The 22,187-nt window shown below is 67.7% G+C and carries 21 protein-coding genes; 11 read left to right on the forward strand and 10 right to left on the reverse strand.

Going from position 1 to position 22,187, the window contains the following annotated elements; all coding sequences use genetic code 11:
* A partial coding sequence (locus Q0599_RS19960) for an AAA family ATPase (RefSeq protein ID WP_298833444.1) occupies positions 1-1,456 on the forward strand: 1,456 nt, incomplete at its 5' end.
* A gap of 31 nt (positions 1,457-1,487) precedes the next feature.
* Here the strand turns inward: Q0599_RS19960 and Q0599_RS19965 are convergent.
* A complete protein-coding gene (locus Q0599_RS19965; protein WP_298833446.1) occupies positions 1,488-2,750 on the reverse strand; it encodes a hypothetical protein in 1,263 nt (420 codons plus the stop codon).
* Positions 2,751-2,912: 162 nt separating this feature from the next.
* Here Q0599_RS19965 and nadB point away from each other — a divergent pair, with 162 nt between their 5' ends.
* Positions 2,913-4,553, forward strand: coding sequence for an L-aspartate oxidase (gene nadB / locus Q0599_RS19970; protein ID WP_298833449.1), 1,641 nt, complete (start codon positions 2,913-2,915; stop codon positions 4,551-4,553).
* A 16-nt stretch (positions 4,554-4,569) separates the two neighbouring features.
* Here nadB and Q0599_RS19975 read toward each other — a convergent pair whose 3' ends face one another.
* A complete protein-coding gene (locus tag Q0599_RS19975; protein WP_298833452.1) occupies positions 4,570-4,929 on the reverse strand; it encodes a multidrug efflux SMR transporter in 360 nt (119 codons plus the stop codon).
* A 128-nt stretch (positions 4,930-5,057) separates the two neighbouring features.
* On the opposite strand from Q0599_RS19975, the gene rpsF reads away from it, so the two are divergent.
* The 6 genes from rpsF (at position 5,058) to Q0599_RS20005 (ending at position 9,200) form a co-directional block, all read left to right on the forward strand.
* Positions 5,058-5,420 (forward strand): 30S ribosomal protein S6, encoded by a 363-nt coding sequence (rpsF, locus tag Q0599_RS19980; RefSeq protein ID WP_298833455.1) that lies wholly within the window; start codon positions 5,058-5,060, stop codon positions 5,418-5,420.
* An 8-nt stretch (positions 5,421-5,428) separates the two neighbouring features.
* Complete coding sequence (priB, locus tag Q0599_RS19985) at positions 5,429-5,698, forward strand: primosomal replication protein N (protein WP_298833458.1); 270 nt, start codon at positions 5,429-5,431, stop codon at positions 5,696-5,698.
* A 38-nt stretch (positions 5,699-5,736) separates the two neighbouring features.
* Entirely contained in the window at positions 5,737-6,027 is a 291-nt protein-coding gene (gene rpsR / locus Q0599_RS19990) for a 30S ribosomal protein S18 (RefSeq protein ID WP_298833460.1), read from the forward strand.
* Between the two features lie 12 nt (positions 6,028-6,039).
* Positions 6,040-6,492 (forward strand): 50S ribosomal protein L9, encoded by a 453-nt coding sequence (gene rplI, locus Q0599_RS19995; protein ID WP_298833462.1) that lies wholly within the window; start codon positions 6,040-6,042, stop codon positions 6,490-6,492.
* Between the two features lie 132 nt (positions 6,493-6,624).
* Positions 6,625-8,046: a replicative DNA helicase gene (gene dnaB / locus Q0599_RS20000; RefSeq protein WP_298833464.1), complete on the forward strand. Its 1,422-nt coding sequence runs from the start codon at positions 6,625-6,627 to the stop codon at positions 8,044-8,046.
* Between the two features lie 35 nt (positions 8,047-8,081).
* Entirely contained in the window at positions 8,082-9,200 is a 1,119-nt protein-coding gene (locus Q0599_RS20005; protein ID WP_298833466.1) for a PA0069 family radical SAM protein, read from the forward strand.
* A gap of 7 nt (positions 9,201-9,207) precedes the next feature.
* Here the strand turns inward: Q0599_RS20005 and Q0599_RS20010 are convergent, their stop codons facing one another.
* From Q0599_RS20010 to Q0599_RS20045, 8 genes are all read right to left on the reverse strand, one after another.
* Positions 9,208-10,854 (reverse strand): phosphoethanolamine transferase, encoded by a 1,647-nt coding sequence (locus Q0599_RS20010; RefSeq protein ID WP_298833468.1) that lies wholly within the window; start codon positions 10,852-10,854, stop codon positions 9,208-9,210.
* Positions 10,855-10,923: 69 nt separating this feature from the next.
* A complete protein-coding gene (locus tag Q0599_RS20015) occupies positions 10,924-12,555 on the reverse strand; it encodes a response regulator (RefSeq protein ID WP_298833470.1) in 1,632 nt (543 codons plus the stop codon).
* Positions 12,556-12,605: 50 nt separating this feature from the next.
* Positions 12,606-13,760, reverse strand: a complete 1,155-nt coding sequence (gene dnaJ, locus Q0599_RS20020) for a molecular chaperone DnaJ (protein WP_298833472.1) — start codon at positions 13,758-13,760, stop codon at positions 12,606-12,608.
* Positions 13,761-13,867: 107 nt separating this feature from the next.
* Entirely contained in the window at positions 13,868-15,808 is a 1,941-nt protein-coding gene (gene dnaK, locus Q0599_RS20025; protein WP_298833474.1) for a molecular chaperone DnaK, read from the reverse strand.
* 89 nt (positions 15,809-15,897) lie between these two features.
* Complete coding sequence (grpE, locus tag Q0599_RS20030; protein WP_298833476.1) at positions 15,898-16,428, reverse strand: nucleotide exchange factor GrpE; 531 nt, start codon at positions 16,426-16,428, stop codon at positions 15,898-15,900.
* Between the two features lie 141 nt (positions 16,429-16,569).
* Positions 16,570-17,001 (reverse strand): RNA-binding S4 domain-containing protein, encoded by a 432-nt coding sequence (locus Q0599_RS20035; protein ID WP_298833478.1) that lies wholly within the window; start codon positions 16,999-17,001, stop codon positions 16,570-16,572.
* Positions 17,001-18,413 carry a sensor histidine kinase N-terminal domain-containing protein gene (locus Q0599_RS20040; RefSeq protein WP_298833480.1) on the reverse strand — a complete coding sequence of 471 codons (1,413 nt, stop codon included), beginning with the start codon at positions 18,411-18,413 and terminating at the stop codon, positions 17,001-17,003. Before Q0599_RS20040 ends, Q0599_RS20035 begins: the two co-directional genes overlap by 1 nt.
* Entirely contained in the window at positions 18,410-19,084 is a 675-nt protein-coding gene (locus Q0599_RS20045) for a response regulator transcription factor (protein WP_298833482.1), read from the reverse strand. The genes Q0599_RS20040 and Q0599_RS20045 overlap by 4 nt, the downstream gene beginning before the upstream one ends.
* Before the next feature lie 139 nt (positions 19,085-19,223).
* On the opposite strand from Q0599_RS20045, the gene Q0599_RS20050 reads away from it, so the two are divergent.
* From Q0599_RS20050 to Q0599_RS20060, 3 genes are read left to right on the forward strand one after another with little or no spacing between them, the layout of a single operon-like run.
* Entirely contained in the window at positions 19,224-20,183 is a 960-nt protein-coding gene (locus Q0599_RS20050) for a tripartite tricarboxylate transporter substrate binding protein (protein WP_298833484.1), read from the forward strand.
* The gene (locus tag Q0599_RS20055; RefSeq protein ID WP_298833486.1) at positions 20,183-20,677 is read left to right on the forward strand and encodes a tripartite tricarboxylate transporter TctB family protein; all 495 of its coding nucleotides are present in this window, start codon (positions 20,183-20,185) and stop codon (positions 20,675-20,677) included. Before Q0599_RS20050 ends, Q0599_RS20055 begins: the two co-directional genes overlap by 1 nt.
* A gap of 3 nt (positions 20,678-20,680) precedes the next feature.
* Positions 20,681-22,177: a tripartite tricarboxylate transporter permease gene (locus Q0599_RS20060; RefSeq protein WP_298833488.1), complete on the forward strand. Its 1,497-nt coding sequence runs from the start codon at positions 20,681-20,683 to the stop codon at positions 22,175-22,177.
* The last annotated feature ends 10 nt before the right edge of the window (positions 22,178-22,187 follow it).

Here is a 22,187-nt window from a genome sequence, read left to right on the forward strand (position 1 = left end):
CATCACCGACCGCTTCCTGCCCGACAAGGCGATCGACCTGATCGACGAGGCCGCCTCGAAGATCAAGATCGAGATCGATTCCAAGCCGGAGGTGATGGACAAGCTCGACCGTCGCATGATCCAGCTGAAGATCGAGCGCGAGGCGATGAAAAAAGAGAAGGACGAAGGCTCGCAGAAGCGCCTGGCCCTGATCGAAGGCGAATTGCTCAAGCTGCAGCGTGAGTACAACGACCTCGAGGAGATCTGGAAAGCCGAGAAGGCCGCGGCGCAGGGCTCGGAGCAGGTGCGCAAGGACATCGACCACATCAAGTTCCAGATCGAGGACTGGAAGCGCAAGGGCGACTTCAACAAGGTCGCCGAGCTGCAGTACGGCAAACTGCCGGAGCTGGAAAAGAAGCTCAAGGACGCGCAGGCCAAGGAGTCCGGCAAGAAGGGCGGCAGCAAGCCGCAGCTGCTGCGCACCATGGTCGGCGCGGAAGAGATCGCGGAGGTGGTGGCCCGCGCCACCGGCATCCCGGTGTCCAAGCTGATGCAGGGCGAACGCGACAAGCTGCTGCAGATGGAAGTCAAGCTGCACGAGCGCGTGGTCGGCCAGGACGAGGCGATCACGGCGGTGGCCAATGCCATCCGTCGCTCGCGCTCGGGTCTGTCCGACCCGAACCGACCTACCGGTTCCTTCCTGTTCCTCGGCCCCACCGGCGTCGGCAAGACCGAGTTGTGCAAGGCGCTCGCCGCGTTCCTCTTCGACAGCGAGGAGCACCTGATCCGCCTCGACATGAGCGAGTTCATGGAGAAGCACTCGGTCGCGCGCATGATCGGTGCGCCGCCGGGCTACGTCGGCTACGACGAGGGCGGCTACCTCACCGAGGCGGTGCGCCGCAAGCCGTACAGCGTGCTGCTGCTCGACGAGGTCGAGAAGGCGCATCCAGACGTTTTCAATGTGCTGCTGCAGGTGCTCGATGACGGTCGCCTGACCGATGGCCAGGGCCGCACGGTGGACTTCAAGAACACGGTCATCGTGATGACCAGCAACCTCGGGTCGCACCAGATCATGCAGATGGCCGGGCAGCGCAGCGAGGACATCCGCGACGCGGTGTGGGTAGAGGTCAAGCAGCACTTCCGTCCGGAATTCCTCAACCGCATCGACGAGACGGTGGTGTTCCACGCGCTCGACGCCGCCAACATCGAGGCGATCGCGAAGATCCAGCTCAAGGTGCTGGAGTCGCGGCTCGAGAAGATGGAGATGAAGCTCGAGGTGTCGCCTGCGGCGCTGGCCGAGCTGGCCAAGGCCGGTTTCGATCCGGTGTTCGGCGCGCGGCCGTTGAAGCGGGCGATCCAGCAGCGCATCGAGAACCCGGTGGCCAAGCTGATCCTCGAGGGCCGCTTCGGCCCGAAGGATGTGATCCCGGTCGACGTGGAGGACGGCGAGTTCCGCTTCGGGCGGGTCGTGCACTGACGCCGCGGGGGCGGCTCGATGTCACGGGGGATCAGGCCCCCGTGGCGTCGAAGATCGCGTCCATCCGCTGCACCTGCAGGCGGGCAAGCGTCAGGTTGGCATGCGTCTTGTCGAGGACAGCGTGCAGTGCCAGGCCCGGGTGCCTGGGCACGGCACGAAGCAGCAGGTGGTGGGCGCCCAGGGTGATGGCGGCGTCCGGTATCGCGTGACCGAGGCCCATGGCGCGGCACGTGCCTGCGATGGAGGCGAGCAGTTCGGTGCCGTGATTGGCGAGGTCGTCGGCTCCCGGGCTGGCGCCGGCATGCGCCATGGCCCGGCCGGAGGAGAGCTCGAACACGCAGCAGCTCACCATGCCGGTGAGTTCGCTGAGCTGATGGACGTAGCGCTCGAGCAGGTTGGCGTCGGCCGACTTGTCCGGGGCGCGTGCCTTCGAGGTCGGCACCGCCGGCATCGGCCGCATTGCCAGCGGGGGCGGCGTGGCGCCGGGCGGCTCGCCGACCTTGGGGCCGCCCGAGGGCCTGGCGGTCGCCGGAGCCTGGCCATTCGCCGGCAGCAGTTCGCGGATTCGCGCCCAGGTGCCGTTGATGAAGCTCCACGCATCGGCAGGGCGCGTGACCTGCGGCGTGGTCCGCACGTCGACGCCGGTGCCCCGGCCCAGTTCCGACGCGAGATTGGCCACCGTGCCGGCCCCGGACAGCGGCAGCACCAGCACATGGCGATTCGACCAGGGACCGGCGACGATGTCGTCGTGCAGCGGCTTGAAAGCCGCCTCGAGCGCATGGCCGGGGAGCTCACCGACCATGATCACTGCCAGGCGGCTGTTGGCGAGCAGCGTGCGCGCGAGGCCCTGGCGCGACACCGTATCGGCGTCGGCCTCGGTGGAGTACATGAGCAGCTTGGAGCCGTCGGAGGTGGGAAGCTCGACGTACTCCAGCGTGGCGAGTGCCGTGCCGTAGCCCTGGCGGCGGATGCTCAATTTCTGTACGGCGCGCTTGCTGGCAACGGCAATTCCCGCGAGCAGGCGGCGCGACGAGGTGGTGCCCAGGTCATGGACGGCGATGAAATCCGGATTGACGTGGTCGAACTGCTGCTGCATCGCCTCTGGCGGCGCACAGGAGACGAACAGCTCGCGCTCGTTGGTGCCGACCTGTCGGCCGATTTCCTTCTTTTCGACGGCGAGATAGTCGTCGGCATCGCGCATGAGCTGCGTGGCCAGTGCAGTCTGCGCTCGCGTGGCCTGCCAAGCTTCGGGCGTGTCGGGCGCGCCGCCCGCGGGCGGTTGGATGTTGCTCATGCTTCGCGTCCCTTCTCGACGACCTCTTCGCGGAGTGTAAGTGTGCGGATCTGCACTGGCGTGCTTCGCGGCGTGGATGTTTTCACGTGGCCACCGTCCCGGCCCATCCCTATGGCGCGCAATAGGCGTCTATAGAATGCGCGATCCGTCACGGATCCGCCCATGAGCCTTTCTCCGAGCGCTGCTGCCGCCGAACCTGTCGTCATCGTCGGAGCCGGACTTGCCGGCTTGACGGTGGCCTTGCACCTGGCGCGGACGCATCCGGTGGTGGTGCTGGCCAAGCGCGAACTGACCGAAGGCGCGACGGCCTGGGCGCAAGGCGGCATCGTCGGCGTGCTGGGCAGCGACGACAGTATCGAGTCGCACGTCCGCGATACCCAGGAAGCCGGCGCAGGACTGGTGGAAGAGCACACCGCGCGCTTCATCGCGCAGAACAGTGCCGAGGCGGTGGAATGGCTGGTGGAGCGCGGCGTGCCGTTCTCGCCGGATCCCGAGGGCCCTCTGGGCCTGCACCTGACGCGCGAGGGCGGACACGCGGTACGGCGCATCGCCCATGCGGCGGATGCGACCGGCAAGGCCATCCACGACGTGCTGCTCGACGAAGTGCGCAGGCATCCGAACATCACCCTGCGCGAGCGCTGGATGGCGTTGGACCTGATCACGTCGCGCCACCTCAGGCGCGAAGAGCAGCCGCGCTGCTACGGCCTCTACGTGCTCGACATCGACCGCCAGCGCGTCGAGACGTTGCCGGCGCGCGCCGTCGTGCTGGCCACCGGCGGTGCGGGCAAGGTCTACCGCTACACCACCAACCCCGACACCTCCACCGGTGACGGTATCGCGATGGCGTGGCGGGCAGGCTGCCGCGTCGGCAACATGGAGTTCATCCAGTTCCATCCGACCTGCCTGTACCACCCGTTGGAGCGCAGCTTCCTCATCACCGAGGCGCTGCGCGGAGAGGGCGGGCAGTTGAAGCTGCCCGACGGCACGCGCTTCATGCAGGCGCACGACGAGCGCGGTGAACTCGCGCCGCGCGACATCGTCGCGCGGGCGATCGACTTCGAGATGAAGAGGCACGGCCTGGACAATGTCCTGCTCGACGCCACGCACCTCGGCGAGGCGTTCCTGAAGGAGCATTTCCCGACCATTCATGGCCGCTGCCTCTCGCTGGGGATCGACATCGCCAGACAGCCCATCCCCGTCGTGCCGGCGGCGCACTACACCTGCGGCGGCGTGGTCACGGACCTGCATGGCCGGACCGACCTTCCGGGTCTGTACGCGGTGGGCGAGACCACCTACACCGGCTTGCACGGCGCGAACCGCCTGGCGAGCAACTCGCTGCTGGAGTGCGTGGTGCTCGGCCGCAGCTGTGCCGACGACATCCTGCTGCGTCCAGCGATCGTGCACCCGGCGCTGCCGGCCTGGGACGAGAGTCAGGTCGAGAATGCCGACGAGCAGGTCGTCATTGCGCACAACTGGGACGAATTGCGCCTGCTCATGTGGAACTACGTCGGCATCGTGCGTACCACGCGTCGGCTGGAGCGGGCCCTGCACCGCATCAAGCTGCTGAGGAGCGAGATCGACGATTACTACGCGAATTTCCGTGTGAACCGCGACCTGCTGGAGTTGCGCAACCTGGTCGACTGCGCCGAGCTCATCGTGCGCTCGGCGCTGATGCGCCACGAGAGCCGTGGCCTGCACTACAGCCGCGACTTTCCCAACACCCTGCCGGTCAGCTTCCCAACGGTGCTGGTGCGCCGCGCGCGCAGCGGGGCCCGGCCAAAGGTGTACGGACTGAGCGGCTGAGCGGCTGAGCGCGCTCTCAGGCGCGCGAACTGGCGTGGATGCCCATCACGCCGATCACGACCAGTCCGATGCTGACCATCTTCATCGCGGTGGCCGGTTCCCTGAAGTACCAGACCCCGATTGCCGCCGTGATCACCGTGCCCACGCCCGACCACACCGCGTAGACCACGCTCAGCCCCAGCACCTTGACCACGAAGGTGTTCACACCGAACGAGACGGCGTAGAAGAAGAACAGCAGCAGCGAGGGCGTCAGGCGCGTGAAACCGTCGGAAAGCCGCATGCACACCGTGCCGGCGATTTCGAAGACGATGGCCAGGGCAAGAAGCCACCAGGACTGGGCGAACGAGGGCGTGAATCCTTGCAGGGTCGGCGGCATGGGCAGGACTGGGTTTGCGGCTATACTAGCGGGCTTTCCCTTGCCACACCCGGGACCGACGCTTCGGGGTGGCTTCCACGGCGCCGCGGCCATTCGGGCCACGCTGCCGGAAACCAGAAGGAGTCTGAATGCGTCACTATGAAATCGTGTTGCTGATCCATCCGGATCAAAGCGAGCAGGTTCCGGCCATGCTGGAGCGCTACAAGGGCCTCGTCACCGCCGCCGGTGGCAAGGTGCACCGGGTCGAGGACTGGGGCCGCCGCCAGTTGGCTTACCAGATCCAGAAACTCGCCAAGGCGCATTACCTGTGCATCAACATCGAGTGCAGCAAGGAGACCCTGGCTGAGCTCGAGACCGGCTTCCGCTTCAACGACGCCGTGCTGCGCCACCTTACCGTGGTGAAGAGCCAGGCCGAGACCACGCCGTCGGTGATGATGCGCATGGTCGAGAAGGAAGAGTCGCGCAAGGCGCCGCAGGAGTCGGCCGCCTGAACAGGCTGATGCTGTCGGCCACGCTGGTCGAACGCGGCGCGCTGCGCTACACCCCCGCCGGTCTGCCGGCCCTGGATCTGAGCCTCCGGCACGAATCCCAGGTCACGCAGGACGGGCAGCCCAGGAAGGTCACGGTGGAGATCCGGGCCCGGGCGATCGGGGAGATCACACGGCGCGTCTCGGCCCTCGAACTGGGAAGCGAACACGGCTTTGCCGGCTTCCTCGGGTCCCAGCGCAATGGCCGCGGCGTCGTGTTCCACGTGACCGAACTCGACTGAACATTGTTCGTACCGGATTGAATTGAAAGAGGTGACATATGCCCCCGCCCCGTGGTAAAGGCCGGTTCTCCAAGGACCGCAAACCCAAGCGCAACCAACAGTCGCTGCTGTTCCGGCGCAAGCGCTTCTGCCGCTTCACCGTGACCGGCGTGAAGGAAATCGACTACAAGGACATCGACACCTTGCGCGATTTCATCAGCGAGAACGGCAAGATCACGCCCGCACGCCTGACCGGCACGCGTGCGTTCTTCCAGCGCCAGCTGACCACCTGCATCAAGCGCGCGCGCTTCCTGGCCATGCTGCCGTACAGCGACCAGCACAAGGTCTAAGGGAGCGACGACATGCAAGTGATCCTGCTCGAAAAGGTGCAGAGCCTCGGCAACCTCGGGGACGTGGTGAAGGTGAAGGACGGCTACGCCCGCAATTTCCTGATCCCGACCAAGGCCGCCCGCCGCGCCACCGAAGCCGCCATCAAGGAGTTCGAGGCCAAGCGTGCCGAGCTCGAGAAGGCGGCCGCCGACAAGCTCGCCTCCGCCCAGACGCTGGGCGAGAAGATGAACGGCCGCACCGTGCACATCACCCAGAAGGCGGGTGTGGACGGACGCCTGTTCGGCTCGGTGACCAATGCCGACATCGCCGAGGCGCTGACCCGCATCGACTTCAAGGTCGTCAAGTCGCAGGTGCGCATGCCCAGCGGCCCGCTGAAGACCGTCGGCGAGCACACCGTGACCGTGGTGCCGCACACCGACGTGGTGGCGGAAATCAAGGTTGTCGTGCTCGGCGAAACCGACTAAGGTTGCCCCCGCGACCAAGCAAGGGCCGGCACTGCCGGCCCTTGGCTTTTGGGCGCCGAGTTTTCCGGCTGTTTCCCCCGCTTCGTCACCGGCTGTCCACAGCCTTGCCCACAGAGCACACCAGCACAGCGAATGTCCAAGGTCTACGAGTCCGCCGAAACCCCCGCACCGCCGCGTGACGACGAGGTCGCCCGGCTGCGCATTCCGCCGCATTCGATCGAGGCCGAGCAGAGCGTGCTCGGCGGCCTGCTGCTCGACAACAGCGCCTGGGACCGTGCCGGCGACCTGCTCACCGAGAGCGACTTCTACCGCTACGAGCATCGCCACATTTACGCTGCCATCGGTGCGCTGATCAACGCCACCAGGCCGGCCGACGTGATCACCGTGTTCGAGCAGTTGCAGAGCCATGGCAAGGCCGAGGAGTGCGGCGGGCTGGTCTACCTCAACGCGCTGGCTCAGAGTGTGCCGAGCGCAGCCAACCTGCGCCGCTATGCCGAAATCGTGCGCGAGCGCGCAGTGCTGAGAAAGCTCGTCGCCACCTCCGACGAGATCGCCACCGCAGCTTTCAACCCGCAAGGTCGCCAGGTCTCGGAGATCCTCGACGAGGCCGAGGGCAAGATCTTCCGCATCGGCGAGGAGGGGTCGCGCTCGAAGCAAGGCTTCCAGAGCATGGACCAGTTGGTGGTCCAGCTGATCGACCGCGTCAACGAACTGCACGAGAACGGCGCCGAGGACGTCACCGGCGTGCGCACAGGCTTCTACGATCTCGACCGCATGACCGCGGGTCTGCAGCCGGGCGACCTGATCATCCTCGCAGCGCGGCCGTCGATGGGAAAGACCGCCTTCGCGCTGAACATCGGCGAGCATGTCGCGGTCAGCGAGGGGCTGCCCGTGGTGGTGTTCTCCATGGAAATGGGGGCTGCCCAGCTCGCGCTGCGAATGGTCGGCTCGCTCGGCCGCATCGACCAGAGCAACCTGCGAACCGGCCGGCTGCGCGACGACGAGTGGGGGAGGCTGTCCGAGGCGGTCGAGAAGCTCGGCAAGGTCAGCATGTACATCGACGAAAGCCCCGGCCTCACGCCCAGCGAGGTGCGCGCACGTGCACGCCGCCAGGCGCGCCAGTGTGGCCAGTTGGGCCTGATCATCGTCGACTACCTGCAGCTGATGAGCGGCAGTGGCGGCACCAGCGAGGAGAACCGCGCCACCGTGATTGGCGAGATCTCGCGCGGCCTGAAGTCGCTGGCGAAGGAGCTGAAGTGCCCGGTGATCGCGCTGTCGCAGCTCAACCGCAGCGTCGAGACGCGTACCGACAAGCGGCCGATGATGAGCGACCTTCGCGAATCTGGCGCCATCGAACAGGACGCGGACGTGATCATGTTCATCTACCGCGACGAGTACTACACCAAGGAGGCCTGCAAGGAGCCGGGTGTGGCGGAGATCATCATCGGCAAGCAGCGCAACGGCCCGACCGGAACGGTGAAGCTGACCTTCCTGAAGCCGCTGACCAAGTTCGACAACCTGGCGCCCGGGATGGGGAGCGGCGACGACTACTGATGGCGCGATCGTCGTTTACTGTATATATTTACAGTATGCGACATGCCCGTCAGATCGCGATCGTTCGCGCCGAAGCCGAGCCTCTGAAGGGCCGCGGCACGAACTGGGCGCTGGAGCATCGCTTCAGCCGGCAGCGTGTCGAACCCTGGGACGACGGCTGGGGCACGCTGGATCAGCAGGCGAGCGGCGAAGTGCTGCCGCCCGAGACGCGAATCATCGAAGAGCACGTCAGGTCCATACTCACCAGCAACGACTCGCCGGACATCGGCTTCGACCTGTCGATCAACCCGTACCGCGGCTGCGAGCATGGCTGCGTCTACTGCTTCGCGCGACCGACGCACAGCTACCTGAACCTCTCGCCGGGCATCGACTTCGAGTCGCGCATCATCGCCAAGCTGAACGCGGCGCAACGGTTGCGCGAGGCCTTCGGTCACCGGAGCTACGAACCGCTGATGCTCAACATCGGCTCGGCCACCGACGCGTATCAGCCGGTCGAGCGCAGACTCCGCATCACCCGGCAAGTGATCGAGGTGCTGAGCGAGTGGCGGCATCCGTTCTCGCTCGTCACCAAGTCCGCGGGCGTCGAGCGCGACCTCGACCTCATCGCGCCGATGGCGGCGCAGCGGCTGGCGGCGGTGTACGTGTCGGTGACCACGCTCGATCCGGCGCTGGCGCGCATTCTCGAGCCACGCGCAGCGTCGCCGCAGCGCCGCCTGCGCACGATCGAGACGCTGGCAAAGGCGGGCGTGCCGGTGGGGGTGAGCGTGTCGCCGGTGATCCCCTTCGTCAACGAGCCGGAGCTCGAGCGCATCCTCGAGGCGGCCGCCGGTGCGGGGGCGCGCTCCGCCTTCTCCATCGTGCTGCGTCTGCCGTGGGAAGTGAACCCGATCTTCCAGGACTGGCTGGCACGGCACTACCCGCTGCGTGCCGAGCGCGTGATGGCCCGCGTGCGCGAGATGCGTGGTGGTCGCGACAACGATGCGCGCTTCGGCAGCCGCATGACGGGCGAGGGTGTCTGGGCGCGCCTGCTGCGCCAGCGCTTCGAGAAGACCTGCGCGAGGCTCGCGCTCAACCGCGAGCGGCATGCACTGGACCTGACGCAGTTCCGTGCGCCGCACGATCCCCGGTCGTCGGGCCAGGCCGCACTGTTCTGAGCGAACGTCAGGGTGCGCGGCAGGGGGCGAAGGCGTCGAGCTCGGCGCGGTACTCGGCCGCACGGATTCCGAGCGCGCCGGCCACCGTGTGGAAAAGGTGGTCGTGGCTGAGCGGCCGGTCACGCTGCGTGGCCAGGCAATCGAGGCGCGGCCCCGCCTGCAGTTGCGTCTGCCGCGGCATCCAGACGACCATCGGCACGTGCGTCTGCTCGCGAGGCGCGACCGCGTAGGGCATGCCGTGCAGGTACAGGCCGTTCTCTCCGAGAGATTCGCCGTGATCGGAGATGTAGAGCAGCGTCGGGTCGTAGCGGGGCTGTTGCCGCTGCAGCCAGCCGATTGTCAGCGCCAGCACGTGGTCGGTGTAGGCGATCGAGTTGTCGTAGGTATTGACCAGCGCCTCCCGCCCGCATTGCTGCAGCACGTTGGTCTCGCACTCCGGCTGGAACGGCTTGAGGTCGGGCGGTGAGCGCCGCCAGTAGGCCGGGCCGTGACTGCCCATCTGGTGCATGATCAGGAGCACGCCCCTGGCCCGCCGCTCGGCGGGCAGCGTGGCGAGCCGTGCGTCAAGGTCGTGCAGCAGCGCCTCGTCGAGGCATTCGCCATCCGTGCACAGGGCGGGCGGCGCGCCCTCCGACGCCCTGATCGTGGGCACGCGGTCGCACAAGCCCTTGCAGCCCGACTGGTTGTCGATCCACAGCACGGCCAACCCGACCCGCTGCGCGAGGTCGAGCAGGTCCTCGTGATCGCGCTGGCGTGCCTCGTGCGCATCCCGACCCAGGTGCGTGAACATGCATGGCAGCGAGGCCGCGGTGTTGGTTCCGCAGGAGGTCACGTCGCTGAAGCTGACCACGCCGAGCGCCTCGAGCTCGGGGTTGGTGGGGCGGCCATAACCGTTCAACGAAAAGTGGTTCGCACGTGCCGTCTCGCCGACCACCAGCACGAACAGCGGCGGCCTGCTTGCCGGCGGGCGCGGTGCCAGGACGGCATCCTCGCCAATGGCCTGCGGCGGCCTGTTCGGACTCGCATTGGCGCGGTGCGCCAGCGAGCCGAGGGCGTAGAACGAGTTCAGCGGGTTGATGAGGTAGCGCACCGACTTGTGGTTGCGCATCGTCGCCGACAGGTCGGCGAAGGTCGCGAACATCAGCGCGCCCAGCACCAGGAGCCCGATGCCCATGGCGGCGAGGTTGCGACCGAGTTGCGAGCCGAAGGCCAGGCGCTGCACCGGGAGCCGCCACAGCCACGCCAATGGCAACAGACCGATCACGCCGATGCTGGCGAACAGCCGCATGCTGAGCAGGTCGCGCGTCTCGGTGAGGTTGGTCTGCACCACGTTGGTCATCATGGTGGGGTCGATGACCACGCCATAGGTGCCCATGAAATGGGCGCCGGCCGCCGCAGGAAGCAGGAACAGCGCTGTGATCGGCTTGATGGTGCGTCGCCAGGCGGCCAGGCTCAGCAGCATGAAGGTCAGGGCGCCGACCATCGCGGCGAAGCTGCCCGCGAACAGCAACCCATGGCTGTTGCCGTTCTCGGGAAGTGCCAGCAGGGCCCGCCAAAGCGGCCAGTTCGCCACGCTGGCAAGCCAAAGGCTCGCCAGCAGCGCAAGCGTGACGGGATTCCAGCCCTGGGCCGGTCGCTGAGGCGATCCTTGCATGCCCGCCATCTTGCCGAAATCAACTTGTGCCAGCGTTAAGCAGGCGCAATCGCCCCACCGGGCAAGGTTTCAGTGGCGCAAGCTCAGCGCGCCCGCCGAGCGGCCGGGCGAGGTGCCGAGCGCGACTTGTGTGCCGCGCGTGCAGAAGCGGCGCCTCAGTCCCCCGATCTGATCGCCCAGGCCAGCGCTGTCGGGGATCTTGGCGCCATGGCGGTTCAGTACCAGGCCAGCCATCTCGAGCAGCTTGGCGTTCAGCGTCTGGCTGCCCAGTTCGAGCGGCCTGCGCACGGTGGCTTCGTGGGCGCCGTTCAGGCTGTGCGTCATCGCCTGCTCGGCGGCGGTCATGATGGCCTGATGGGCGGAGCGCACCAGCGCCACGAACGGCGGGTGCGGCGCCGCAGCGAGCGCGAGCATGTCGGTCGCGGCCCTGGAGGCGCAGAAGCGCATGGCCAGCTCGCTCACCCAGGCGTCGCCGTCGGGCAGCTGAATCTCTGTGCCGCTCATGCGCGCCAGCACGGCCAGCAGGTTGGTGGCCGCCTCGAAGTCGAACCCCTCGTCGCGGCTCTGGCGCGCGAGTTGCCGGGTGGCCTGGACCGCGGCGCCGGCGTGTCGCCCGAGCATGGCCTGCAGGATGTGCACCGTCTCCTGCATTCGGCGCAGCCTCGCACTGGCAGGCTGCTTCTCGACAGCGCGCGCCAGATGGGTGCAGGCACGGCCGAAGGCCTTCGAGTCGCGCCTGTCATGGTGAAGGAAGGCCAGCAGCAGCAGGCTCTGGCAGTCGAACATCTTCGAGCCGATGCCGATGCGCACGGTGCGTTCCAGCGTCGTGGCGGCCTCTTCGGCGGCACCGGTGTAGAAGGCGAGCATGCCCTGCTTCTGCAGCCGGCTGACGTTGGCCGGCGTCAGCTCGGTGTCGCTGCGGTAGGTCTGCAGCGCTGCCGCCATGTCGCCTTGTTCGACCTGCACCCGCCCCATCACGTCGTAGGCATCGGCGTAGGACGGTTGCTCGCCGATCAGGACCTCCAGCGTGCGCGTGGCCTGCTGCAACTGACCCGACTCGAGCTCGACGCGCGCGATGCCCAGCTTGGCCCAGGGCGCGGCGCGCGCCTCGCGCACTGCCTCGTAGAGGGCGCGGGCCTTCTGCAGTTCGTTCAGCCGTACCCACAGCTCGGCTCCGACGCGGGCGGCATACAGCCAGTACTCGCCACGCGCTGCGAAGCGGTCCTGGCAGAGGCGGGCGGCGGTCTGGAAGTCCTCGGCGGCAATGGCCTCGAAGATCGGGCCAAGCACCTTCTTGCGCCGGCGTGCCTGCAGCACGCGTTCCTCGAGCGCCGAGGCCGTGTGCGGCTTGAGCAGGTAGCTGTCGAGGGCGGCTTCGGCAGCCTCCGCGACGCGCGTGTAGCCCGCCTCGCCGGTGACCATCACGAAAACGGTCGAATAAGGCAGCAGCTGCGAGCGCCGCAGGTCATCCAGCAGGTCCTGGCCCGACATTGCCGAATGGTCGAAGTGGTAGTCGCACAGCACCACATCGTAACTGCGCGTCTCCAGCAGCCGGCGTGCGTCGGTGGCGCGGCTGGCGTAGGCGACGTGTCCGACGCCCATCTCCCGCAGCATCCCCGAGAGGATGCTGCGCGAGGTCAGGTTGCCATCGATGACCAGCGCGCGGCATTCGCCGATGTCAGGGTACAGCTGGCGTGCCATGCGGGCGGCCGGGGGAGTCCGAATGCCGCCTTATCGGCCGTTTCGGCCGGCTACTTGAACAGGTCGCGCACCCGGTCGGTCCAGCTCTTGGCGTTCGGCGAATGCTTCTCGCCGCCCTTGCGGAACGACTCGTCGAGCTCCTTGAGCAGCTTGCGCTGGTGCTCGGTGAGCTTGATCGGCGTCTCCACGGCGACGTGGCAGTACAGGTCGCCCGGGTAGCTGGAGCGAACCCCCTTGATGCCCTTGCCGCGCAAGCGGAAGGTCTTGCCGTGCTGCGTGCCCTCGGGCAGATCGATCTCTGCCTTGCCGCCGAGCGTCGGCACCTCGATGCTGCCGCCCAGCGCCGCCGTGGTCAGGCCGACCGGCACGGTGCAGTGCAGGTCGTCACCGTCGCGCTCGAAGATGTCGTGCTGCTTGACGCGGATCTCGATATACAGGTCGCCCGGCGGCCCGCCGTTGGTGCCCGGCTCGCCGTTGCCGCTGGAGCGGATGCGCATGCCTTCGCCGATGCCTGCGGGGATCTTCACCTCCAGCGTCTTGGTCTTCTTGATGCGGCCCTGGCCGCTGCAGGTGGTGCAGGGGTCGGGGATGACCTTGCCGGTGCCGTGGCAGTGCGGACAGGTCTGCTGGATGCTGAAGAAGCCCTGGCGCATGTGCACCGTGCCGCCGCCGCCGCAGGTGCTGCACACCTTGGGGCTGGTGCCCGGCTTGGCGCCGCTGCCGTGGCAGGTCTCGCAGGTCTCCCACGACGGGATGCGGATCTGTGTCTCCTTGCCGCTGGCCGCTTCCTCCAGCGTGATCTCCATCGCGTAGCTGAGGTCCGAGCCGCGAAAGACCTGCTGACCACCGCCGCGCCGCTGGCCGCCACCGCCGCCGAAGATGTCGCCGAAGATGTCGCCGAAGGCTTCGGCGAAGCCGCCGAATCCGTCCGCGCCGGGGCCGCCGGGCCGGAAGCCGCCCCCGCCCATGTTGGGGTCGACGCCGGCGTGGCCGAACTGGTCATAGGCCGCGCGCTTTTGTGCGTCGGAGAGCATCTCGTAGGCCTCCTTGGCCTCCTTGAACTTCTCCTCTGCCTTCTTCGCCTCCTCACCCTGGTTGCGGTCGGGGTGGTGCTTCATGGCCAGCTTGCGGTAGGCCTTCTTGATCTCTTCCTCGCTGGCGTTCTTCGCCACGCCGAGGACTTCGTAGTAGTCGCGCTTTGCCATGGAAATTCTCAGTGCGTCTCAAGCGGGAACGCCGCGTCGACATGCAGGCGCAGCCTGTCATGTCGAACGCGGCGAGATAGGGCGGCAGGCCGCATGGCCTGTCCGCCTTATCCTTTCTTCACTTCCTTGAAGTCGGCGTCCACCACGTTGTCGTCGGCCGGCTTGGCCGAGGCCTGCGCGCCTTCCGGCGCCTCGGCGGCACCGCCGGCCGCGGCCTGCGCCGCCTGCGCATCGGCGTAGACCTTCTCGCCGAGCTTCTGGCTGGCCGTCATCAGTGCCTCCGTCTTGGCGTCGATCACCGCCTTGTCCTCGCCCTTGATCGCCTCTTCGGCATCCTTCAGCGCGGCCTCGATCTTCTCCTTCTCGCCGGCGTCGAGCTTCTCGCCGTGCTCGGCCAGGCTCTTGCGCACCGAGTGCACCATGGCGTCGGCCTGGTTGCGGGCCTGCACCAGCTCGAGCTTGCGATGGTCCTCGGCGGCATTCAACTCGGCGTCCTTCACCATCTTCTGGATCTCTTCCTCGTTGAGGCCGGAGTTCGCCTTGATGGTGATCTTGTTCTCTTTGCCGGTGGCCTTGTCCTTGGCGCCGACGTGCAGGATGCCGTTGGCGTCGATGTCGAACGTCACCTCGATCTGCGGCGTGCCGCGCGGCGCCGGCGGAATGCCCTCGAGGTTGAACTCGCCCAGGCTCTTGTTGCCCGAGGCCATCTCGCGCTCGCCCTGGTAGACCTTGATCGTCACCGCCGGCTGGTTGTCGTCGGCGGTCGAGAACACCTGGCTGAACTTGGTCGGGATGGTGGTGTTCTTCTTGATCATCTTGGTCATCACGCCGCCCAGCGTCTCGATGCCCAGGCTCAGCGGGGTGACATCCAGCAGCAGCACGTCCTTGCGGTCGCCCGAGAGCACCTGGCCCTGGATGGCCGCGCCCACCGCGACGGCCTCGTCGGGGTTGACGTCCTTGCGCGGCTCCTTGCCGAAGAACTCCTTGACCTTGTCCTGCACCTTGGGCATCCGCGTCATGCCGCCGACCAGGATCACGTCGTCGATCTGGCTCGCGCTGACGCCGGCGTCCTTGATCGCGGTGCGGCACGGCGCGATGGTGCGCTCGATCAGTTCCTCGACCAGCGACTCCAGCTTGGCGCGCGTGAGCTTGATGTTCAGATGCTTCGGACCCGAGGCGTCGGCGGTCACGTACGGCAGGTTGATGTCGGTCTGCGTGGCGTTCGACAACTCGATCTTCGCCTTCTCGGCCGCTTCCTTCAGGCGTTGCAGCGCGAGCACGTCCTTGGACAGGTCGACGCCTTGCTCCTTCTTGAACTCGGCGACGATGTAATCGATGATGCGCTGGTCGAAATCCTCGCCGCCGAGGAAGGTGTCGCCATTGGTCGACAGCACCTCGAACTGCTTCTCGCCGTCGACATCGGCAATCTCGATGATCGAGATGTCGAAGGTGCCGCCGCCGAGGTCATAGACGGCGATCTTGCGGTCGCCCTTGCCGTGCTTGTCCAGGCCGAAGGCCAGCGCCGCCGCGGTCGGCTCGTTGATGATGCGCTTGACATCCAGGCCCGCGATTCGGCCAGCGTCCTTGGTGGCCTGGCGCTGGCTGTCGTTGAAGTAGGCGGGCACCGTGATCACCGCCTCGGTGACCGGCTCGCCGAGGTAGTCCTCGGCAGTCTTCTTCATCTTGCGCAGCACCTCGGCGCTGACCTGCGGGGGTGCCAGCTTCTTGCCGCGCACTTCGACCCAGGCGTCGCCATTGTCGGCAGCGACGATGCTGTAGGGCATCAGGTCGATGTCCTTCTGCACTTCCTTCTCGGTGAACTTGCGTCCGATCAGGCGCTTGACCGCGTACAGGGTGTTCTTCGGGTTGGTGACGGCCTGGCGCTTGGCCGAGGCGCCGACCAGCACCTCGCCGTCCTCCTGGTAGGCGATGATCGACGGCGTGGTGCGTGCACCCTCGCTGTTCTCGATCACGCGGGTGGTGTTGCCTTCCATGATGGCCACGCACGAGTTCGTGGTGCCGAGGTCGATGCCGATGATCTTTGCCATGTTCGTGTGCTCCTGAGATCGGGGAATCCGGTTGTCTGCGAGTTGTGGATAACTGGGGCTAATTCAAGGGAGGCGCGAAGCGGGCGACCTCACTTCGGCGCCGCCACCGTCACCAGGGCCGGTCGCAGCACGCGCTCGGCGATCAGGTAGCCCTTCTGCAACACGGTCACCACGGTGTTGGCCTCCTGCTCGGCCGGGACCATGGAGATGGCCTGATGGAGGTGCGGATCGAACTTGCTGCCTGCGGCCGGGTTGAGCTCGACCACCTTGTTGCGCTCCAGCGCGGCGGTCAACTGGCGCAGCGTGGCATGCACGCCCTCGAGCAGTTGCTCGTTGGTGGCGGCCGGAATGGCAATGGCCGCCTCCAGACTGTCCTTCACCGGCACCAGGCTCTCGGCGAAGCTCTCGATGGCGAACTTGCGCGCCTTGGACATCTCTTCCTCCGCGCGGCGGCGGGTGTTCTCGGCCTCGGCCTTGGCGCGCAGGTAGGCGTCGGACACCTCGGCATGCTTGGCCTGGAGCTCGGCGAGCTGGCTCTGCAGATCGCTCCCGGCGGCGCTTTCGGCGGTCGGCGCGGGGGTGGACGCGGGGTGTTGTGGGGCTTGATCGTTGTTCGACATGACGGTCCGGGACTGAATCAGGCGTCGACCTGAGGGCGTTGGCCGTGTTTTCAAGAGGGCTATTCGAGCAAATCGAGCCGGAAATCGCGCCCATCGGCCCGGCTGCCGGCGGAACGTGCAAGCCGCGCCGAGGCGACGACTTCAGAGCCGGCCGCGCCTGGGCGCTTCGGCGCTGGCGCTCCAACGCTCCCAGTCGGCCAGCTTGCGCCGGTCTCGCTTGGTGGGGCGTCCCTGCTCGATCGCCTGCGCCGGCTCGGTGCCGAAGCGGCGCTGCTCCACCAACCTGGCACGCTGCGCCACACTCTCGGCCGTCTCCTCGTAGAGCCGCTGCGCCACCGGCGCCGGGCCGCGCACCAGGCTGAGGCCCTTGACGCGCACCGAGCGCGGCATCTGCGGCTGGCGGATGGCGATCAGGTCGCCTTCGTGCACCTCGCGCGAGGCCTTGGCCGCCTGGCCATTGACCTCGATGCGGCCCTTGGCGATCTCCTCGGCGGCGAGGCTGCGCGTCTTGTAGAAGCGCGCCGCCCACAACCATTTGTCCAGGCGCACGCGGGTGCCGTCGTCTTCGCTCATCAGGCGCCATTGTCCGCCAGCGGAACGCGCACCGTCGCGTTCAATCCGGCGACGCGGCCGCCAGCATGCCGGTTGTCCAGCGAGATGCTGCCGCCGAGGGTGCGCACGATCTCGCCGCAGATCGCCAGTCCGAGACCGGAGCCGCCGCCGCGCTCGCCGGAGGCGAACGGCTGGAACAGTCGCTCGCGCAGGTCCGCGGCCAGGCCCGGGCCGCTGTCGGAGATGGTCAGTGCGGCGGTGCGGCCGTCGCTGACCAGCCTCATCGCCAGGGTGCCTCCCTCGGGGCAGTGCCTGATCGCGTTGTGCAGCAGATTGCGCGTCAGCTCGCGCAGGGCCCACTCGTGGCCGCGCACCGGCGCACTGACGGTGGCGATCTCGAAATCGAGCTGGCGCTGCGCGATCAGCGCGCCGAGGTCCAGCGCGACGGCACGGGCGATCTCCGCCCAGTCGACCCGCGGTGCGTCGCCCTGCTGGCGCAACTGCTCCACCTTGGCCAGCGAAAGCATCTGGTTGGCGAGCTGGGTGGCGCGGTCCACCGTGTGGTTGATCTCGCGCAGCGCCTGCTGCGGCTCGACATCGCCGCGCAGCGCCGACTGCAGCTGCGTCTTCAGCACCGCCAGCGGCGTGCGCAGCTGGTGCGCGGTGTCGCGCACGAAGCGCTTCTGATGCTCGAGCAGATGGGCCAGACGGCCCATCACCTGGTTGGTCGCGTCGAGCAGCGGCTTGAGCTCGCGCGGCGCCCCTTCGGAGGTGATCGGTGCCAGGTCGTTCTCCGCGCGCCCGCGCAGCTGCGCGCTCAGTTCGCGTACCGGCTGCGTCGCGCGCTGCACCACCCACAACACCGCGCCGGCCAGCACGGCCAGCAGCACCGCCTGTCGCCACAGCGTATCGACGAGGATCTGACGCGCCAGCGTCTGGCGCAGTTCCAGCGTCTCGGCCACCTGGATGGTCGCCATGCCGCGCCCTTCGGGGCTCGCCACGGGCTGCAGCAGCACGGCCACACGCACCGGCTGGTCGCGATAGACCTCGTCGTAGAAGTCGACCAGCGCCGCATAGGGCCCCTTGTCGGGCAGCCGGCCGCGCCAGCGCGGCAGGTCCTCGAAGCCCGACACCATCTCGCCCTGGAAGCCGCTGACCTTGAAGTACATGCGGCTGCGGTTGTCGGCCTCGAACGCCTCCAGGGCGGAATAGGGCACGATGGCTTGCACGCGCGCGGCATCGCCGGCGCCGCTCACCTGCAACTGCTCGCCGATCGACTTGGCGCTGGCCAGCAGCGTGCGGTCGTAGGCGGTGTCGGCGGCGCGCAGCGCCTGGCGGTACAGGCTCACCGTGTTGATGGTCAGGCCGAGCAGCACTGGAACGAGGATGCCGATCAGCAGCTGGCTGCGCAGCGAACGCGGACCGAAGCTCATGCCTGGACCTTGAGCAGGTAGCCGAGCCCGCGCAGCGTCACCAGCTGGACGTTCGTCCCGGCCAGTCGTTTGCGCAGGCGGTAGGCCACCACCTCGATGGCGTCGGGCTGCACGTCCTCTGCGGGGAACACGGCCTCGACGAGCCGCTCCTTGGCGACCGCCTGGCCGGGGCGGGCCAGCAAGGCGCGCAACATGGCGTTTTCGCGCGGCGTCAGCTCCATCGGCGCGCCGTCCAGGCGCACGGCACCGCTGTCGGCGTCGACGCTCAAGCCGGCGAAGGAGGGCGCTGCGAACGACGTCGGCCCGGCAGGTTCGCGGCGCCGGGCGAGGGCGCGGATGCGCGCCTCCAACTCGTCGAGGTCGAAGGGCTTGGCCAGGTAGTCGTCGGCGCCGCTGTTCAGGCCGAGGATGCGGTCGCCCACCGTGCCGCGTGCGGTGAGGATGAGCACCGGCGTGCGCAGCCCCTCGGCGCGCGCCTGCGTGAGGACCTGCAGTCCATCCAGCCCGGGCAGGCTGAGGTCGAGCAGCACGACGTCGGGCACGCTGGCGCGCCAGCGGTCGAGGGCACGCGCGCCGTCGGTGCAAGGCACGACCTGGATGCCACGGCGCTCGAACGAACGCTGCAGCGTGGTCTGCATGGCGGGGTTGTCTTCGATCAGCAGCAGCTTCATCGGGGCGCCAGTCTCGGTCACGGCCGGGGCAGACGATCCGCCATCGGCCCTAGAGCTTTCCCTAGGGAAACGGACAGCCGGTTGACAGCTTGCGTGCCGAACATCGCAGCATCCGTCAACCAAGCAAGGGGACAAGCACATGCGTCGCGACACCTTCCTCCGCTCCCTGGCCGCGCTCGCCGCCGTCGGCACGCTGCCTCTCTCGGCCCGCGCCAATGCCAACCTGAAGATGATGATCCCGGCCAACCCCGGCGGCGGCTGGGACAGCACCGGCCGAGCGCTCGGCAAGGCGCTGCAGGACGCCGGCGTGGCCGCGTCGGTGAGCTACGACAACAAGGGAGGGGCCGCGGGTGCCATCGGACTGGCGCAGTTCGTCAATGCGAGCAAAGGCGACCCGAACGCGCTGATGGTGATGGGCGCGGTCATGCTCGGCGGCATCATCACCGGCAAGCCGCCGGTGAGCCTGTCGCAGGCCACGCCGCTGGCGCGCCTGACCAGCGAGTACAACGTTTTCGTGCTGCCGGCCAGCTCGCCATTCAAGACGATGAAGGAGGTCATCGAGCAGCTCAAGAAGGACCCGGGCAGCGTCAAGTGGGGTGGCGGCTCGCGCGGCTCCACCGAGCACATCGCCGCGGCAATGATCGCCCGCGAGGTCGGCGTCGATCCGGCGAAGATCAACTACGTCGCCTTCCGCGGAGGCGGCGAGGCGGTCGCGGCCATCCTCGGCGGCAACGTGAGCATCGGCGGCAGCGGCTACAGCGAGTTCGCCGAGTACATCAAGGCCGGCAAGATGCGGGCGATCGGCGTCACCTCCGACAAGCGCCTGCCCGGCGTCGACGTGCCGACGCTGAAGGAGCAAGGCATCAACGTGGTGATCGGCAACTGGCGCGGCGTGTACGCCGCTCCCGGCATCACCGGCGAGCAGCGCAAGGCGCTGACCGACATGGTGGTGAAGGCCACCAAGTCCAAGGCCTGGGCGGAGGCGCTGGAGAAGAACGCCTGGACGCCCGCGCTGATGGCCGGCCCCGAGTTCGAGAAGTTCGTCGACGACGAATTCGCCAGCCTGCGCGCCGTGATGGTCAAGTCCGGGATGATCTGATGAATGTTCGCCAGGGTCTGGTGGGCGCCGGAACGCTGGCGCTCGGCGGCCTGATCGCCGTCGGCGCCACGCAGATCAGCGCCGAAGCCGGCTACGGTGGCGTGGGGCCGAACTTCCTGCCCTGGGTGGTGGGTCTCACGCTGCTGGCCTGCGGTGCGCTCCTCGTCCGGGAGGCGGCCCGCGGCGGTTTTCGCACGATGGAGCAGCCTTCGGGGGCGCAGGACGGCCACTGGCCCGGTTTCGTCTGGGTGTCGATCGGCATCCTCACCACGGCAGCGCTGATCACCCGCATCGGCTTCGTGCTGAGCTGTGCGCTGTGTTTCGTGCTCGCGGTGCGCGGCTTCAAGTCGGCCGAAGGCCGGCTGGATCTCTCGCCGCGGGCCTGGATCGTCGACCTGCTGGTCGGCATGGCGATCGCCGCACCCGTCTACTGGATGTTCGGCAAGCTGCTGGCGATCAACCTGCCCGGGCTGACCTCGACCGGCTGGATCTGAGCCATGGACATCTGGAACAGCCTCCTGCAGGGCTTCGTCACCGCCGGCACGCCGATCAACCTGCTGTGGGCGCTGCTCGGTTGCACCATCGGCACCGCGGTCGGCGTGCTGCCCGGCATCGGCCCGGCGACCGCCGTGGCGATGCTGCTGCCGATCACGCTGAAGGTCGAACCGACCGCATCGATGATCTTCTTTGCTGGCATCTACTACGGCGCAATGTACGGCGGCTCGACCACCTCCATCCTGCTGAACACTCCGGGCGAGGCCGGCTCCATGGTCACCGCCATGGAAGGCAACAAGATGGCCAAGCACGGCCGTGCCGGCGCGGCGCTGGCCACTGCAGCGATCGGCTCCTTCGTCGCCGGCACCATCGCCACGGTGCTGGTCACGCTGTTTGCCCCGCTGGTGGCCGAGCACGCGGTCAAGCTGGGCCCCCCGGAATACTTCCTGCTGATGGTGCTGGCCTTTTGCACCGTCTCCGCCGTGCTCGGCAAGAGCACGCTGCGCGGCATCACTGCGCTGTTCGTCGGCCTGGCCATGGGCCTCGTGGGGCTGGACCAGATCTCTGGCCAGGCGCGCTACACGGGCGGCGTGCCCGAACTGTTGGACGGACTCGAGGTGGTGCTGATCGCGGTGGGGTTGTTCGCCGTCGCCGAGGCGCTGTATGCCGTGCTCTACGAGGGGCGCACGGTCGAGACGCGCAACCGCATGAGCAAGGTGCACATGACTGCTGGCGAGTGGCGGCGCTCGTGGCCGGCGTGGCTGCGCGCCACCGCCATCGGCTTCCCGTTCGGCACCATTCCCGCCGGCGGCAGCGAGATCCCGACCTTTCTCAGCTATGCCACCGAGAAGAAGCTGTCCAGCCACAAGGAGGAGTTCGGCACCACCGGTGCAATCGAAGGCGTGGCCGGTCCGGAAGCGGCCAACAACGCCGCCATCACCGCCACGCTGATCCCGCTGCTGACGCTGGGCATCCCGACCTCCAACACCACCGCCATCCTGCTCGGTGCGTTCCAGAACTACGGCATCAATCCCGGACCGCAACTGTTCGACACCAATGCCTCGCTGGTGTGGGCGCTGATCGCCTCGCTGTACATCGGCAACGTCATGCTGCTGGTGCTCAACCTGCCGATGGTGGGCCTTTGGGTGAAGCTGCTGAAGATCCCCAAGCCGCCGCTGTACGCCGGCATCCTGATCTTCGCGACGGTGGGTGTCTACGGCATGCGCCAGTCGGCCTTCGACCTGGTGCTGCTCTATGCGATCGGCCTGCTCGGCGTGGTGATGCGCCGCTTCGACTTTCCCACCGCGCCGGTGGTGGTCGGCATGATCCTCGGGCCGCTGGCCGAAGCGCAGATGCGCAACGCTCTGTCGATCGGCGAAGGCCGCTGGGGCGTGTTCGTCGAGCGGCCGATGTCGCTCACGCTGCTCTTGGTGATCTTCCTCGTGCTCGGCCTGCCACGCCTGCTGCGTCTGCGTCGCAGGCTGCGCCGGGCGCCCTGATCGCGCACCG

It is taken from the genome of uncultured Piscinibacter sp. (assembly GCF_937952055.1).
Lineage (GTDB): Bacteria > Pseudomonadota > Gammaproteobacteria > Burkholderiales > Burkholderiaceae_C > Piscinibacter.